This window comes from Methylomonas sp. 11b (assembly GCF_000515215.1).
Taxonomy (GTDB): Bacteria; Pseudomonadota; Gammaproteobacteria; order Methylococcales; family Methylomonadaceae; genus Methylomonas.
The window spans coordinates 2,368,879-2,385,852 of record NZ_KI911557.1 but is presented as its reverse complement, the minus strand read 5'-3'; the positions used below and the strand labels follow the sequence as shown (position 1 = coordinate 2,385,852).

Here is a 16,974-nt window from a genome sequence, read left to right as displayed (position 1 = left end):
AGCAACGTTCACGGATGCATACAGCATGATTACACCAACAATTTGGGCGGATTACAGCGCCGATAAGGCTTACGACGAGATGATAGCCGCAGGCGGCAAGCCACGCGATGCCTGCGCCAGTTTGAGTCAATACTTACAATCTTTGGGCATGGACGCCATTAAAGGCCGGCTGTCGGCGGCGGAAGCGGCCATCATGGAGATGGGCATCACCTTTACCGTCTACAGCGATGAGGGCAATATCGACCGGGCTTGGCCTTTCGACATCATTCCGCGCCTGATCGATTTTCAGGAATGGCAAATGGTGGAAACCGGCCTGAAACAGCGTCTGAAAGCCTTGAATTGCTTTATCAATGATGTCTATAACCAGCAGCAGATTATCAAGGACGGACTGGTCCCAGCAGAATTGATCAACAGTTCCAGCAATTTTCGCAAGGAATGTTTGGGCATGCAGCCCAAATTCGGCAGTTGGGCCAATATCTGCGGCAGTGACTTGGTGCGAGCCGGCGACGGCAAGCTGTATGTCTTGGAAGACAATCTGCGCGTACCGTCCGGCGTCTCGTACATGATCGAAAATCGGGTAATTACCAAGCGGATATTTCCGGAGTTGCTGGAAAATCTGAATATCATGCCGGTGGACGATTACCCGACCCAGTTGTTCGAAATGCTGGCCTCGTTGGCACCGGATGCCGACGACACGCCGCAAATCGCGGTACTGACCCCTGGCATTTACAACTCGGCCTATTTCGAACACGCGTTCCTGGCGCAGCAGATGGGTGCGGAACTGGTGGAAGGCGGCGATTTGTTGGTCAAGGACGACGATTGCGTCTATATGCGTACCATTAAAGGTCTGGAAAAAGTCGATGTGATTTATCGGCGCATCGACGATCTATTTCTGGACCCTGAGGTATTTCATAAAGATTCGGTATTGGGTGTGAAGGGCCTGATGCGGGCCTGGAAGGCCGGAAATGTGGCCCTGGCCAATGCGCCCGGTGCCGGCGTGGCCGACGACAAGGTGGTCTATGCCTATGTGCCGGAGATGATTCGCTACTATTTGAACGAAGAGCCGATTCTGCCCAACGTGCCTACGTATCTGTGCAGCGACCCGGAGCAGTGCGCCTATGTGCTGGCGCATTTGCCGGAATTGGTGGTCAAGCCGGCGAACGAATCCGGCGGCTATGGCATGTTGGTCGGACCGCATGCTACGCAAAAAGAAATCAAGCAGTTTCATAAACTGATTCAGGATAACCCGCGCAATTACATTGCCCAGCCGACCTTGGCCTTATCCACCTGCCCGACCTTATGCAACGACAAACTGGAGCCGCGGCACATCGATTTACGGCCTTTTATCCTGCAAGGTGGAAATAGTTTCGTTACTGCCGGCGGTCTGACGCGGGTGGCGCTGCGGGCCGGTTCGCTGGTGGTGAACTCCTCGCAAGGCGGCGGCAGTAAAGACACTTGGATTATCAATAGGGAGCAATAAGATGTTATCGCGATCCGCCGAACGCTTGTACTGGATGGCTCGTTACCTGGAGCGCACCGAAAACACCGCCCGCCTGATCAGCGCCACCATGCATCTGATCTACGACTTGCCTTACGGGGTGGAGTTGGGCTGGCGCAATTTGTTGAATATTTGCGGCGTGGAAGAGGCGTTTTACCAACGCTTTAAAAACCCCAGCGAGCAAAATACCACGCGGTTTTTGCTGGCCGACATGAGCAATCCGGGCTCTTTGCTGGCGTCCTTGTCGTTTGCCCGCGAGAATATTCGCACCAGCCGAGAGCTGATGCCAGACGAAGCCTGGCAGCAGGTCAACGAGATGTATCTTTACGCCAATAACAATCTGGATAGCCTGTCCAATCGCCGGGGTAGGGCGCTGTTTTTGCAAGAAATCATGGCCGGATGCCAACGCTTTACCGGCTTTATGGCCGGGTCTATGAGCCGCAGCGACAGCGCCCGCTTTATCTGTATCGGCCGGAATCTGGAACGCGCCGATATGACCAGCCGGATCATGGATTTTGGCACGGTTTTGCTGGCGGAAAATCGCAGTACTAAGATGCGCGAATACGAAACCATCTTGTGGATCAACGTCTTGAAGTCGCTGAGTGCGGTGTTGATGTATCGCAAGCACGTCCGCAATCGGATTAAAGGCGAGGACGTTCTGAATTATCTGTTAAAAAACCCCGATTTTCCCAGGGCAGTGGTGCATTGTATCGAAGAGATTACCCACTGTATCAAGCGCTTGCCTAATGCCGTAGAGCTATTTCCGCAGTTGGAGCAATTGGAACAACAGGTACTGGCCATCGATATCAAGCAGACTACACCGGAGCAATTGCATCAGGTGCTGGACGGCTTGCAAGCTAAGTTCGACGATTTACACAAGCAAATCGCGGCAATGTGGTTTTTAAATAATCTTGGCGAGGCCGAATAGGAGAAAAATCGACATTATTGCCAACAGGAAGATTTTTACCAGCCATGCAGTTGTAGTGCTGTGAGCTAGGGTTGCTGAGCGGAAGCAAGCTGGATAGAAGGGGCGTTGCTTGGATTGCTACTGACCCAGGCCCCAGGTTTGCTATATCATGGAAGCATCGTTTTCTAAAACTAAAGGGGGGAGGATTATGGATAAGCTGAGGGCGTTGGGTCTGGGGCCGGTGGGGCAAGACGAGCAAGCTGTTAAGCAACAACTGCATCTTTATATCAATCTGAAACTGGCTTCGTGCGGGCAGCCGATTTGTATCGATACCGAGTCGGCGCAGTTTATGGATACCGCCCAGGACTTGCTGAATAGCTATCTGGAAAAAAGCCGCTTGTTGGCCAGTTCCTCCCTTTATCCCGCCGACAGACGGATTCAAGATTTCCTGGAGCGCTATTGCGCGGATCTTGGCTTGGCCAAAATCCCCAGCTTGCCGACGATGACCTTCGAGCTGGATAAGCACGGCGTGGCGCGCGAATTGTCCTTGCCCCTGGGCGAGGATGAATTTCGTTCCGAAATCGTGTCCAGCTTCCGTGTGAAGCAAGGCATATTGCACAATCCGGCCAGTGACCGGCGTACCACACAAGGTTCGTTTCATGTTGCCGAAGGCGGCCTGCCGGTGCCTGGCGACAAGAAGCAGGTGCCTAAGCTGACCTTTGCCTTGATGTTGGGCGAGGCGCTGAATCCACCCGACGATTTGATGGTGCTGCCGTTTACCGCCCACCAACCCAAGCCGGCGCGGATGTTTGCGTCACTATTGATGCGGCCGGTCGTGTGTCCGGAAATCCCGGGCGTTGCGGCCGAAAAGTCTATGGAAATCCGGTTTTTTGCGCCGGGCAACCTGGTTAGCAATCTGGATTTTGTTGAGAGTATCTTCGGTAACGGCGGCAATCCGGCTTTGCCGGAATGCGATGCGGCCCTGGATGTGGAGCATTGGTCCGGCCACAGCGGCTGCGTGATTCTGGCGCCGCATTTAACTAAGCTTACCAAGAAGCAGCTCGGATTGCCGCATTGGGACGAAGCCAGCGAACGGCAACGCGCCGATGGCATGTGCTGGCAAGATCCCGAGGAACTGTATAACGACGGTCAGGCGTTTAAACTAACTGCGCGCGACCGTAGCGGTGTGATCGTCACTTTGCTGGCCGATAACTATTACGGTTATTGCAAGAAGGAAGTCAAAACCCAGATCAGCTATGCCGCCAATTTGTTCGGCTTGGCGGAAGAAGAGCATGCCGGCGGCGCGCTGGCGTTTCGCCGTGTCAATCACGGCGATGAGTTTGGTATTGGCAGTTTGACTCGCGAACCGGGCTACGATTTCGATGAGATGACCTATCACTACGGCGCGATCATGGATGTGCAGCCGGAAGGTTATGCGGTAGACAGGCATTTTCCAGACATTATTTATGTGCCGCAGGATTTACGGATGAGTCTGGCGACGCAGAAAATTACCTGGCTCCGTAACGGCCAAAGCCATAGCATTCGCTTGCAACCAGGCAAAATCTACGTGCAGCCCAACGGTTATAAAATCGAGATGTGTAAGCATCCCGGCGCGCCATCCTGGCGTTTGATCGGCACCGTCGCGGAAGGCACTTTTTGCCATAAGCCCTGCACAGTATCCGGCGGCGGTAAATCGGAAATTTCCAAATCCATCGAGGACGCCGCAATCTACGGGCCGCTGTTCGTGGACGATTTGCAGCACGACCTGGATCGGGTGCAGGCGATTTTCGACAAAGACTATACCGGCCGCTTCTTGCCAGGCTTCGAGCGCGAAGACCGCGGGCCCAGCCGGACCGTGCTCAGTTCGGAGCGCAGCCTGGGTTCAGTAATTAAGTTGTTGACGCCTTCTCCCAACCATACGCCGGAATTTAACGATTGGCTGCGGTCCATTCCGCCCAGCATTTTGGCTTTGGTGTTTTTGATTAAGCGCTTTTACCGGCCGGAATGGGGTAACAATTGGCGCGACAATCTATCGGTGGACATTATCGACGGCGCGCCCGGGCACGAGTTGAAGCTGAACCAGCGCAAGATCGTCGCCACCTATTTAAGGGTAGGTTTTGATCTGGACGGCGGCTGGCGAACCTTCAAGGTGCGGCAAGACTATATTGCTTGCGAGAAAGTACAGATGGAAGACGACATCAGTGCTTCGGTTGTCGTACCGAAGCAAGCAGTGCGAGCCTGTCTGCCGGACGATGGGTATGAAATGAGTTTGAAGTTGGTCAGCAACTGCGAATATCGACTGTTTCAACGCCCGGACGATGCGATTATTCCGGGTTACGACAAGCAGACCGAGCTGAACATGTCCGGGCCGGGTAATTTCATGGCCAATTTCGAGCCCTTGGATCACGAGCAATTGTCGGCGGTGGTCGAGGACGTGATGACTTTTTCCAAATTCACCGCGCCTATGCAAAAGCTGTTGAGCGATGCTTACCAGGACGGTAAAGGCTATGTGGTGTGTTCCGCACATCCGCGTTTGGTGAACGGCAAACCGTCGAAAAATCCGCGCTATCTGGAAACTCGCGTGGACGTGGTGAAACCCTTACGGAAATACGTGGCGGAAATCGGTGCGCGTTTGCATCGCAAGATTCCGCTCAATCAACCGCTCTGCCATCCGGTGGACGCGGTATTGACCGGTCGCCGCAACAATCCGCCCGAACCGGGCATCCGCGCGCTGGCGGTGTACAATCCGATACATTATCAAGAATTGCCGGAACTGTTCATGGACTTTGTCTGTTCCTTGACCGGCAAATCGCCGTCTACTACCGGAGCCGGTAGTGAAGGTGCGCTGACTAAAGGGCCGTTCAATGCCTTGCGCGGCACGGTCGATTTGAACAATGCGCTGGTCTCGTTCATTTTGACCGGTTATCCGGGTTTTTCCAGCTCGGCCGGGTTTATTGGTCCGGATACCCGCGTCGATCACGACATCAGCTTGTTGATTCCGGAGATTTGGGCACGGCTGTCGCGCGAAGAGCGCCACCCGGCATTTTTGTTGGAACATGGCTATCTGGAACCGTTAACCGATTTTGAACACAAGGGCCAAATCGTCTTGGCCAGCCGTTTGGGTTATCGCATCACCAGTCATTTCGTGCACGGCTTGATGGGTAAAATCTTCGATAATCCGTATGCGGTATTTACCGACGAGATCTTGCAGCCCGAGCGTCAGGATCTGGAGGTGTTTGTGGATGGTATCAATAATATCGTCGAAACCCAGCAGCGTGTGGCCCAGCAATATCTTGATGACGGCAGTATAGAAGACGCGTGTCCGCCGCTGTATGCTTTGCTGCATATCATGGCTGACGGCCATTATCAGGGCAAGGATGCGCATCATCCGGAGATACGGGCGATGTTTACCCGCGATTACTTATTGGCTTCGGATTGGTATCGGGAACGGCTACATATCAAGCAGCAGCGCGACATCGCGTTGTGGCAAAGACACGTCGATTATTTGGGTGGGTTCTTGCAAGAAAGCAGTCACCAAACCTTGATCGACGAGTTGAAGTTGGTCGAGCGGCATCGCCAGGCGCAACAGAAACTGGTGGAGCTGGCCAGTCCGGCCTATCTGGAGTCTTTGGTCGGTACCTTGGGCGCGGATCCGTTGGGGCCGTATCGGGGCGGGGCGGATTAAGCGCGACTGACTGCTGAAGGTTTGGGGTGGTCGCCGTGCTGCGGCTACCCCGCTAGCCTACCGCCATTATTCAGTCGAGTATGCGGCTAAACTCTTCGATAGGCAGCGGTAGACGGAAAAAATGGCCTTGAGCCCGGTCGCAATGGTGTTGTGTGAGAATATCCCGCTGCTGTTCGGTTTCCACTCCCTTGGCTTCGACCCGCAAGTTTAAGCCGTGGGCCAGGCCGATCAGCGAACGGACGATGCAGGCGTCGTCGGGATTATTACAGATGTCGTTGACGAAGGCCGGGGCTATTATCAGGGTATCCACCGGAAAGCGTTTTAGTCTTCTTAGCGAAGACAGGCCGCTGCCGAAGTTGTTTACCGTCAGCCGGATGCCGCGTTGTTTCAAGCCTTGCATGTAGTGCTCGGCCTGTTCGGCGCGCTCCATCAATATGCTTTCGGAAATTTCGAATTCCAGCCGGGATGCCGGTAAGCCGGTTTCCGAGAGCACCCTATCGATCAGCGCCAATAAATCGGTTTGCTTGAATTGGCGATTGGCAAGATTGACCGCCAGTTTCAATTCGCTCCGGGCCTGTAAAGCCGGGCTCATATAGTCTCGGCAGGCGCTACGCAGTACCCATTCGCCGATCTCGCCAATCAAGCCCATGTCTTCGGCGATCGGTACGAACTCTTCCGGCGCCACCGGGCCGATTTCCGGCAGCCAGCGCAGTAAGGCTTCGGCGCCGACAATTCGGTTGCTGTGCAAATCGATTTTAGCCTGGTAAACCAGGGAAAATTCGTTGCGTGCCAGACCTAGCCGTAACAGGTTTTCGATGGCTTGGCGCCGCAGCGACTGGGCGTTGGCGGTGGCGTTGTAAAACTCGAAGGTATTGCGGCCGCGCTGTTTGGCCAGATATAGCGCATCGTCGGCATGTTTGAGCAATTGCTGGCCGTCCCTGCCGTCGGTAGGATACACGCTGATGCCAAGACTGGTGCCGATGAACAATTGATGGTCGTCGATGAAAAACGCTTGGTTGATGGTATCGATTACCCGTCTGGCGATATCGCCGGCATCGGCCGGCGTCCGCAAATTCATGCCGATCAGCGCAAATTCGTCGCCGCCCAGTCTGGCGACGATTTCTTGCTCGCGCAAGCACTGCGTGATGCGTTTGCCGACCTCGATCAGCAATTTATCGCCGACTAGATGACCGAGGGTGTCGTTGATGTTTTTAAAATGGTCCAAGTCCAAATAAATTACCGCAAAGCGAGTCTGGTAGCGTTTGGCCTGGCCGATGGCCTGATCCAGGCGCTCGTTGAATAGCGTGCGATTCGGCAGGTCGGTCAGAGGGTCGTAATAGGCCATGTGGCGGATGACTTCTTCCGAATTCTTACGGTCGCTGATGTCGTGAATGATGGACACGAAATGGGTCACGTTATGGTGCTCGTCGAGCACCGGGGTAATCGATTCCAGACACCAGAACAACTCGCCGTTTTTTTTGCGGTTTAAAAATTCGCCGTGCCAAGCCGAGCCGGCGCGTAAAGTCGTCCACAAATCTTTATAAGTCTTGGCGGAGGTCAGATCGGATTTGAGTAAATTGGTTTTTTGGCCCAGTACGTCCTGTTCGCAGTAGCCGGTTAATTTGTAAAAGGCCGGATTGCAATATTCGATGCGGGTCTTGGGGTCGGCGATCACCACGATGCTGGAGCTGAACTGCAAGGCCAGCGACAGCTTGCGCAATTCCTGTTCGGTTTTTTTATGGTTGTCGATTTCCTGGGCCAGCGCGCTATTGGCGGCCAGCAGCTGTTTCTGGCTGGGAATGGCCAACACCTTGGGAATCAAGGGCCAGATCAGGATGGCGGTGACGATGGAGCTGGCCGCGGTCGCGGCTTTGATGGCGCCGGACAGCCAGTAATCCGGTATCCAGATGTTCCAAATACTGAGCAGATGCGTGGTGCCGCACAGCAAGATAAACACGCCGAACTGCCAGTAAATCCAGCTGAACGGAATGTCTTTGCGTTTTTTTAGTACATATAACAACGCAAACGGGATGGAGTAATACGACAACACGATCAGCGCGTCGGACACTACATGCAACAACAATAAATCGCTCTGCCATAGGTAGCAATGGCCATGCGGCATGTAGCTGGTAATGTCGAGAGTATGATCTTGCATGCTTTCGATGACCGTGATGGAAGGCGGATGTCAAAAATCGGCTAGTCGGCGGCGAGCGAGCCTAGCTAGCTATTTATTCATTCATTCATACCTTCCTTAGCGTTATTGTATCGTGTGGCTGGCGGGGGAGCTTAACCCAAATCCCGCTAAATAAAAATAGCTAATGCCCGGATAGCGAGATGGCCGAGCTGGGGCCGCTGAAGTGGGGGGTATTAGTGCGCGAGGCTGTTCCTCGCCAGGCTTTCCATGGCCGGCTTTGGAAAGAGTAACGGGATATTGAAACGATCCGTCCCTGGATGGTTTTCGGGGTTTAGCCCTTGCGTTTGGCTTTGGTTTTTCCTTTGCCTTTTGGAAATTCCTGGGCGATTAGCGAACGCGCTAGTTTACGCAGGCCGTTGGAAGAGACTTCCAGGCCTAACGGCGAGCCTATCGATTCCAATTCGTACATCAAGTCCGTCGCGGCAATCAGCGTCACATAGCGCAGGCTGCTATTGCCCGGCAACTGCGTTGACGCGTTACGTAGTAGCGGGGCGAGTACGTCCCAGGAACTGTTGAAGAACTTGCGCACCGGATCGTTTTCCGCGACATATTCCGCAGTCAGACCTTGTTCAAAGGCTACGCCGGCTTTTTGCAGTACATCGCGCAAGCTTGCCCGGCCGGCGTCAGCGTTAGTGGCGATAGGGGCTTTCTCAATATTCTTTTCCAAAGACGCCTGCCAGCCTTGCCAGAGGCTACGCCATTGTTTCAATTCCGCTTCGTTCAATACCGGGGCCGCTTTTAAGCCGCCGGTATTTTGGTTGGTAGCGCTGTAGCCCACGTTGATTAAAATACCTTTCTCATCGGCTTTGACCTGATTGAAGCGCAGGCTGTTGATGGTGTCGTGCAACTCCTCGCTATCTTCGGCGGCGATGAAGGGAAGCAGCGTTTTAGTAATGTCCGGGCGGGATTGGTTTAAATCGATTTTCAGGGCGGCCAGCTTAGGTTCGGCGGCTTTTTTGATCAGCGATTGCAGTTGGGCGATATTTAATGGCTGGCCGTTGCGATCAAACGCATTCAGTTGGGTGACCGGGAAGCTCAGTACATTGCCGGAGGCATCCAAGGTCGGTTGTTGCAAGGTTTGCAAAATGCCGGACCATTCGATCAAAGTCATGCATTTGCCGCCCAGCGCGGTGCCGACTCGGGCTTGTACATTGTTCTGAATTTTGACCTGGCCTTGCTCGCCGCTGATTTGCGGATGGTCCAGATCCAGAAAACTGCATTGTTTGCCGTCTTTCCAGGCTCTTACCGATTCATTCGGGCCGTCGTAAAGCTCGCTAACCAGCACACTTTTGATTAAACCGTACTCCATTGGCACCGGAATATTGATTTCGCGGGCCATACCGGTCTGTGCAGTCAGCAGCAAGCCGGTGGTAAGTAACAGGGTACGCATTTTTGACATGATTTACTCCTTAACGTTGTCGGGCGCCGGTTGATTAAGCGCGGCCGTGCCGCGATAAGCGGATGAAATAGGGTAGCGGCGGTCACGGCCAAACGCTCTGGGCGTGATGCGGATACCGGGCGGCGATTGCCGGCGTTTATATTCGTTTCTATCCACCAGCGAAATAGCTCTGTGCACATCGGCAACCGCGAAGCCATGTGCTACGATCTCGGTGGCGGATTTGTCCTGTTCCACATACAAAACAAGTATAGGATCCAACACAGAATAGGGCGGCAGGGAATCTTCGTCCTTTTGGTCCGGTGCCAATTCCGCCGACGGCGCACGGGTGATGACCCGTTGCGGAATGACTGGTGACAGAGTGTTGCGGTATTCGGCGAGTTGGTAGACCAGTAATTTCGATACGTCTTTCAACGGCGCAAAACCGCCGGCCATGTCGCCGTATAGCGTGGCATAACCCACGCTCATTTCGCTCTTGTTGCCGGTGGTCAACAGTAGCTTGCCTTGTTTATTCGAAATGGCCATCAGCAATACGCCGCGGCAACGAGCCTGGATGTTTTCTTCGGTGGTGTCTTTTTGACTACCGGCAAACAGCGGGGCCAGCATGCCGTTGAACGCAGTCACCGCTGGTTCGATGGGCAGTATGTGATATTTGACGCCCAAGGCTTCGGCTTCCTGGATTGCGTCTCGGTTGCTCATGTCTTGCGTATAGCGCGATGGCATCAACACCGCTTCGACATGATTGGCACCCAGCGCATCAACCGCCAAGGCCAATACCAGCGAGGAGTCGATACCGCCGGACAAGCCGAGAATCGCGCCGTGAAAGCCGTTTTTGCGCACGTAGTCTTGAATGCCCAACACCAGCGCCTTGTATTCGCTGACCACGGGTTGATACAAGTCGGCGATGGTGGATATTTGCGGTTGTTGATCGACAAATTCGACGATACCGAGTTGCTCCGTAAATTCCGCCGCTCGAAATACTACGCTGCCGTTAGAATCAGCGACAAATGAGGCGCCGTCGAAAATTAACTCGTCCTGGCCACCGATTTGATTGACATAGACCAGAGGCACCTGCTCGGCTTTAATTTGCGAACAAATAATATCCTCGCGCTGCTGCATTTTGCCGGCATGAAACGGCGAAGCGTTCAGGGTCAGGATGATGTCAGCGCCGGCTGCGCGGTTTTGGGCAATGATGCCGGGCTGCCAGATGTCTTCGCAAATCGTCAACGCCAACTGGCTGTCTTTAACCGTAAACAGACAGGTTTGTGCGCCGGCGGTAAAGTAACGCTGTTCATCGAATACACCGTAGTTAGGCAGGGCCCGCTTATGGTACTCGGCAAGCGTTCGGCCGTCGCGTAAGGCTATTGCGGTATTGTAGAGACTGTCGTCCCGCTGTTCGGGATAACCGATCACCACCGTTATGCCGGAGACCTTCTCGGCAATTTCGGCAACGGCTTGTTGCGCCTGGTGAATAAAATCCGGTCGAAACAGTAAGTCTTCAGGTGGATAACCGGTGACACATAGCTCCGGAAACACGACCAAATCGGCCTGCCGCTGTTTGGCTTGTTCAGCGGCGGCCAGAATCTTGCCGGTGTTGGTCTGAATATCGGCAACTGTTAAGTTCAGTTGGGCTAGCGCTATTTTTATCGACATTATGTTTTGGAAAAACAATCCCGCATCGCGACGCCAATATCCGAAGGCGAACTGACCATACTGACGCCGGCTGCTTGCATCGCCGCAATTTTGCCAGCCGCTGTGCCTGCGCCGCCGGTGACAATTGCACCGGCATGGCCCATACGTTTGCCGGGCGGTGCGGTTTGGCCGGCGATGTAGCCGACCACCGGTTTGCTGACATTTGCCTTGATAAATTCCGCAGCTTGTTCCTCGTCACTGCCGCCGATTTCACCGACCATGACGATGCCATGGGTGTCCGGGTCGTCTTGGAAACGGCTCAGTACATCGATGAAGTTCATGCCGTGGATCGGGTCACCGCCAATGCCGACGCAAGTGCTTTGTCCCAAACCTTCGCGGGTGGTTTGATGCACGGCTTCGTAGGTCAGGGTGCCGGAGCGGGAAACGATGCCGATTTTACCGGGCAGATGGATATGGCCGGGCATGATGCCGATCTTGCATTGCCCTGGCGTAATCACGCCGGGGCAGTTGGGGCCGACCAGCAATGAGCTGGTGCCTTGCATTGCTGCTTTAACTTTTAGCATTTGCAGCACTGGGATGCCTTCGGTGATGCAGATAATCAGTTCGATGCCGGCGTCGACCGCTTCCAGGATCGCGTCGGCGGCGAAAAACGGTGGCACGTAGATCATCGTTGCCGTGGCGCCGGTGGTTTTAACGGCTTGTTCGACGGTGTCGAATACCGGTAAATCCAGATGCTTGGAGCCGCCGCGTCCCGGCGTGACGCCACCAACAAGCTGCGTGCCGTAGGCAAGCGCTTGTTCGGAGTGAAAAGTACCTTGTTTGCCGGTGAAGCCTTGGCAAATGACTTTAGTGTGTTTGTCGATCAAAATGCTCATGCGATGGTCTCCGCCAATTTAACCGCTTGTTCGGCGGCGCTGTTCAAATCTTCGGCCGCGTAAAGACCCAAGCCGGAGTCTTTCAACATAGCAAGCCCTTGCTCAACATTAGTACCTTCCAGCCGCACTACGACCGGTATGGTCAAATGCATTTCCTCGACCGCTGCCAGGATGCCGGCTGCGATCACATCGCATTTGACGATGCCGCCAAAAATATTGACCAGTACCGCTTTGGTGGTACCGTCGGACAGAATCAATTTAAAAGCAGCCTTAACTTTGTCTTTATTGGTGCCGCCGCCCACATCCAGGAAGTTGGCAGGTGCGCCGCCTTTGAGTTTGACCATATCCATGGTTGCCATTGCCAGCCCGGCGCCGTTGACCATGCAACCGATATTGCCGTCCAGCGTAATGTAGTTAAGGTCGAATTGTTTGGCTTCCGCTTCCTTGGCGTCTTCCTGCGAGGCATCGCGCATCGCGGCGATGTCAGGGTGTAAGGGGATGGCGTTGTCGTCGAAATTGATCTTGCCGTCCAGTGCTACCAGTTTGCCGTCATCGGTTTGGATCAGTGGGTTGATTTCGATTTGGCTGGCATCCTTGGCTAAAAACAGTTGATACAGGCCGGACATGATAGTTTGCAGTTGGCTTTGCTGGTCCTTGCCCAGTCCTAGCGCTGCCGCAACTTGCCGACATTGATAGGGTTGCAGTCCGGCAGCGGGATGCACCGGCACGCGGACGATTTTCTCCGGCGTCTCTGCGGCCACCGCTTCGATGTCCATACCGCCGGCGGCGGAGGCGATAAAAATTAGCCGTTCGCTTTCCCGGTCCAGCAACAAACTCAAATAATATTCTTGGTTGATTGCCGAGGCTTCTTCTACCCAAACGCTATTGACCGGCAGGCCGGCGGCATCGGTTTGATGCGTGACCAAACGAGTGCCCAGCATCGCCGCGCTGAAATCCTTCACTTCATCCAGATTCCGGGCAACCTTCACCCCGCCGGCTTTACCTCTGGCGCCGGCATGGATTTGGGCTTTAACTACCCAGGCCGGACTGCTCAATGACTGCGCGGCTTGTTGCGCTTGTTCGGGCGTTGTTGCCACGGCGCCCTGCGGCGCTGGAATCGCAAACTCTTTGAAGAGTTGTTTCGCCTGATATTCGTGAATATTCATTTAGTGCTCCATGGATGGCTTAAATCGCGGCGTCTCAAGTTGGTGCTATGATTGAACTGACAAACATTCTAACTAACTCTGCATAAAAAACCCGGGCAATGCTTTCTTCATCAGTCGATACTATTTATCCCTGCCCTTTTTCCAAAGGGTACGGCATTCCCGTTCGGCAAGCGTGGTTGATGTTGAAGATTTTTGCCCTCTATCGATTCATCACCGCCAGCTTGTTTGTGATGCTGTTTTATTTGCGGTTTGGGCCGTCGTTATTGGGTTCCTACGACGCATCATTGTACCAGTTCACCAGTGTTGCCTATCTGGGGATTTCGCTGATTGCCGCGCCGGTCGCATTTCGACCGCGTTGGGCTTATGCCAGTCTGGCACAGTTATTTATTTTTACCGATATTGTCTTTATTACCTTGTTGATGCATGCCAGCGGTGGGATTGGCAGCGGCATTGGCATCTTGCTGGCAATCTCCATAGCGGCGGGTGGCTTATTGATTGGCGGGCGCTGCGCGATGTTGTTTGCAGCCTTGGCTAGTCTGGCGATTCTGGCTGAAGAAGTGTATGCGATAGAAACGCATGCTTTCGAAAATACCACCATGACCTATGCCGGCATGCTGGGGGTGTCGTTTTTTTCGATAGCATTTTTGTCGGTAATATTGGCGCAGCGCGCCGAACAATCGGCGGTTTTGGCCAGACGGCACGAGCAGACTATCGCCAGGCTGGAAAGTCTTAACCGCTATATCATCCAGCATTTGCAATCGGGCATCATGATCGTCGATGAGCGGCAGGTGACTCAGCTGTCCAATCAATCGGCGTTGCGGTTGTTGGGCTTGGTGTTGCACCCGGAGGAACTTGCCGAGGTGGCGCCTGAGCTGAGGAAGGCTTTCGAGTTGTGGCGCGCCAATCGGGACCAGGATTTTGCCATTATCCAATTAGCCAATCGCAACGAAGTGCAAGTGCGATTTTCCGAGTTGAGTATGGATGACGAAGCCCTGTATATGCTGATTTTCGAGGACATTGCTTTGTATAACCAACGCTTACAACAGAGCAAGCTGGCGTCTCTAGGCAGGTTGACCGCCAGTATTGCCCATGAAATTCGCAATCCGCTCAGTGCAATTAGTCATGCCGGGCAATTGCTATCCGAAGCGCCGGATCTGGATGTGCAGGAACTGCGGCTGACGGAAATCATTCAGCATCATTGTCAGCGCGTAAACAGCATCATCGAGGATATTCTCAAGTTGTCTCGGCGCAACCCGTCGCAGAAACAAAAAATCGCTTTGGATCAGTGGTTACCGGCCTACATTAACGACCAAAAATTGAATCTGGGTGAGCGGGCGGAGTGTTTTAAATTGGTTTTTAAGGCGCAAGGCTTGAATGCCTGTATCGATAGCGGTCACTTGAAGCAAATTCTCGACAATCTCTGCGCCAATGCGCTGCAATACGGTAGGCCTGAGCTAGGGCCTATCGTGCTTGAAGTCTCCCTGGTGCAGGATGCGCCGTGTATTAAAATTATCGATAATGGTGCCGGAATTGCCACTGAGCATCGGCAGCATTTGTTCGAACCGTTCTTTACCACCTCTCACCAAGGTACCGGCTTAGGTTTGTATATTTCCAGGGAATTGGCCGAACTGAATCAAGCGGAGTTAAGTTACGCTAGCAGTTCCGGAAAACCTTGTTTCACTTTGTTGCTGGCTAATGCCGATCACGCTGTTATTGAAATATGAATATGCCTGTCACACTGGTTGTCGACGACGAGCCCGACATCAGAGAATTACTCGAAATAACCCTAAACCGGATGCACATTCAAACCCGTTGCGCGGCCAATTTGGCCGAGGCCAAACAGTTGTTGGCGGGCGAAATGTTTGATTTGTGTCTCACCGATATGAGGCTGCCGGACGGCGACGGGCTGGATTTGGTCGATTACATCCAAACCATCGGTTTGCAATTGCCGGTAGCGGTAATTACTGCGCATGGCAGCATGGATATTGCGATTAAAGCCATGAAAAAGGGTGCCTTCGACTTCCTGTCCAAGCCGGTCGATCTGGCGGTATTGCGGCAGTTGGTCAGCCATGCGTTGCAAGCTTCGCTGACTCGGGTTTCCGACAAAGAGCGGCGCACCCGCGACATCTTGCTCGGCGAGTCGGCGCTGATGTGTGCCATTCGTTCGAAGATCGACAAGGTGGCTCGCAATCAGGCGCCGGTTTATATCAGCGGCGAGTCCGGTTCGGGGAAAGAGTTGGTGGCCAGATTGATACATCAGCAAAGCCCGCGCGGCGATAAGCCGTTTATTGCGATCAACTGCGGCGCGATTCCTCCCGAATTGATGGAAAGCGAATTCTTCGGCCATAAAAAAGGCAGTTTCACCGGCGCGGTAGCCGACAAGCAGGGATTGTTTCAAGCGGCCGATGGCGGCACCTTGTTTTTGGATGAAGTGGCCGATTTGCCTTTACCACTGCAAGTTAAATTGTTGCGGGCGATTCAGGAGAAAAAAGTCCGTCCGGTTGGCGAGCAGCGCGAAGTCGCCGTCGATGTGCGCTTATTGAGCGCAACCCACAAGGATTTGGCCAAAATGGTCCAAGAAGGCAGTTTCAGACAAGACTTGTATTACAGGATCAATGTCATCGAACTGAGTTTGCCGCCCTTGCGCGCCCGGCCTGCCGATATTCCTCAGCTTACCGAGCACTTATTGGTGGGGTTGGCCAACGCTAACGGTATGGCTTTACCCAAGCTGAGCGACTCGGCGCTAAATGCGTTAAAGCACTACTATTTCCCCGGCAATGTTCGGGAGCTGGAAAATATACTGGAGCGGGCGCTGGCCCTGCACGATGGCGGCGTGATCGAAACCGACGATTTGAACCTGCCGTTGGGGATGGAGTTGGCGGCGGTCGAAGATTTTGATGCGGAGAAGATGTCGCTGGAAACTTATCTCGAAGATATTGAGAAAAAAGCCTTGAGCGCCGCGCTGGAGGAAAATCGGTGGAACAAAACCGCCACTGCTAAATACTTGGGCCTAAGTTTTCGCTCGCTACGGTATCGCTTGAAAAAGTTGGGTCTGGAATAACAAAAATCGATTGTAAGCGAGTAGGAGCCTACTACTCGCCTAAATAACTCGAAATATCCCTATTGATATTTGCTCATGCCTTTCAGTTGTTGCAGCGCGGCTTGGATTTTGGCGTTTGCGGCGTCGTCCAGTTCGTTGTTTTTATACACTTTGTCCAGCAAGCCTTCTTCTACTAATGCATCTTTGATCCAGCGTTTGGCAAAGGCATAGCTGGCTGGAACTTTAGCGACTTCACCTGTGCTTGGGTTTTTCAGGCTATCGACAGCGGGTGTTGGAGAATCTGCGGCGGCTTTTTTGGCCGGGGCGGATTTACTGGCTTTGGGGGCGGCGGGTTTGGGTGTGGCGGCTTTGGCTGGAGCGGGTTTTGCGGTGGTTTTTACAGCTGCGGGAGGAGGTGGTGCCAGTTCGGTTTGGATTGCCGGCTTGGCGGGCTCGGGTTTACTTGTTTCCGGTTTTTCTTTTTTGCCGCCCATCACTACAAATACTACATAAGCTACAAAAATAGTCGTCGCTATAAAAAGCAATTCAGCCATAACCCT

Annotated in this window: 11 protein-coding genes; 5 read left to right on the top strand and 6 right to left on the bottom strand. The window is 53.7% G+C overall.

Translation table 11 applies throughout. The features are described from left to right. Window positions 1-25: 25 nt before the first annotated feature. The 3 genes from METH11B_RS0111500 to METH11B_RS0111490 all read left to right on the top strand — a co-directional run bounded on the left by METH11B_RS0111500 (window position 26) and on the right by METH11B_RS0111490 (window position 6,090). A complete protein-coding gene (locus tag METH11B_RS0111500) occupies window positions 26-1,480 on the top strand; it encodes a circularly permuted type 2 ATP-grasp protein (RefSeq protein ID WP_020484765.1) in 1,455 nt (484 codons plus the stop codon). Window position 1,481: 1 nt separating this feature from the next. Next, a complete protein-coding gene (locus METH11B_RS0111495) occupies window positions 1,482-2,426 on the top strand; it encodes an alpha-E domain-containing protein (protein WP_020484766.1) in 945 nt (314 codons plus the stop codon). Between the two features lie 187 nt (window positions 2,427-2,613). Next, window positions 2,614-6,090: a hypothetical protein gene (locus METH11B_RS0111490; RefSeq protein WP_026602146.1), complete on the top strand. Its 3,477-nt coding sequence runs from the start codon at window positions 2,614-2,616 to the stop codon at window positions 6,088-6,090. Window positions 6,091-6,160: 70 nt separating this feature from the next. Here the strand turns inward: METH11B_RS0111490 and METH11B_RS0111485 are convergent, their stop codons facing one another. The 5 genes from METH11B_RS0111485 to sucC all read right to left on the bottom strand — a co-directional run bounded on the left by METH11B_RS0111485 (window position 6,161) and on the right by sucC (window position 13,374). Next, on the bottom strand, window positions 6,161-8,245 hold the full coding sequence (locus METH11B_RS0111485) for a putative bifunctional diguanylate cyclase/phosphodiesterase (protein WP_026602145.1): 2,085 nt from the start codon (window positions 8,243-8,245) through the stop codon (window positions 6,161-6,163). A 310-nt stretch (window positions 8,246-8,555) separates the two neighbouring features. Next, window positions 8,556-9,683, bottom strand: a complete 1,128-nt coding sequence (locus tag METH11B_RS0111480) for a hypothetical protein (RefSeq protein WP_026602144.1) — start codon at window positions 9,681-9,683, stop codon at window positions 8,556-8,558. Window positions 9,684-9,686: 3 nt separating this feature from the next. Further along, on the bottom strand, window positions 9,687-11,333 hold the full coding sequence (locus METH11B_RS0111475; RefSeq protein WP_026602143.1) for an NAD+ synthase: 1,647 nt from the start codon (window positions 11,331-11,333) through the stop codon (window positions 9,687-9,689). Continuing rightward, entirely contained in the window at window positions 11,333-12,208 is an 876-nt protein-coding gene (gene sucD, locus METH11B_RS0111470; protein ID WP_026602142.1) for a succinate--CoA ligase subunit alpha, read from the bottom strand. Before sucD ends, METH11B_RS0111475 begins: the two co-directional genes overlap by 1 nt. Next, window positions 12,205-13,374, bottom strand: coding sequence for an ADP-forming succinate--CoA ligase subunit beta (gene sucC, locus METH11B_RS0111465; protein ID WP_026602141.1), 1,170 nt, complete (start codon window positions 13,372-13,374; stop codon window positions 12,205-12,207). Before sucC ends, sucD begins: the two co-directional genes overlap by 4 nt. Window positions 13,375-13,472: 98 nt before the next feature. Here sucC and METH11B_RS0111460 point away from each other — a divergent pair, with 98 nt between their 5' ends. Both METH11B_RS0111460 and METH11B_RS0111455 read left to right on the top strand, forming a co-directional pair. Then, window positions 13,473-15,098: a sensor histidine kinase gene (locus tag METH11B_RS0111460; protein ID WP_036275887.1), complete on the top strand. Its 1,626-nt coding sequence runs from the start codon at window positions 13,473-13,475 to the stop codon at window positions 15,096-15,098. Continuing rightward, window positions 15,095-16,435, top strand: coding sequence for a sigma-54-dependent transcriptional regulator (locus METH11B_RS0111455; RefSeq protein ID WP_026602139.1), 1,341 nt, complete (start codon window positions 15,095-15,097; stop codon window positions 16,433-16,435). The genes METH11B_RS0111460 and METH11B_RS0111455 overlap by 4 nt, the downstream gene beginning before the upstream one ends. A 59-nt stretch (window positions 16,436-16,494) precedes the next feature. On the opposite strand, the gene METH11B_RS0111450 is transcribed toward METH11B_RS0111455, so the two are convergent. Further along, the gene (locus tag METH11B_RS0111450; protein ID WP_026602138.1) at window positions 16,495-16,968 is read right to left on the bottom strand and encodes a hypothetical protein; all 474 of its coding nucleotides are present in this window, start codon (window positions 16,966-16,968) and stop codon (window positions 16,495-16,497) included. Window positions 16,969-16,974: the final 6 nt, after the last annotated feature.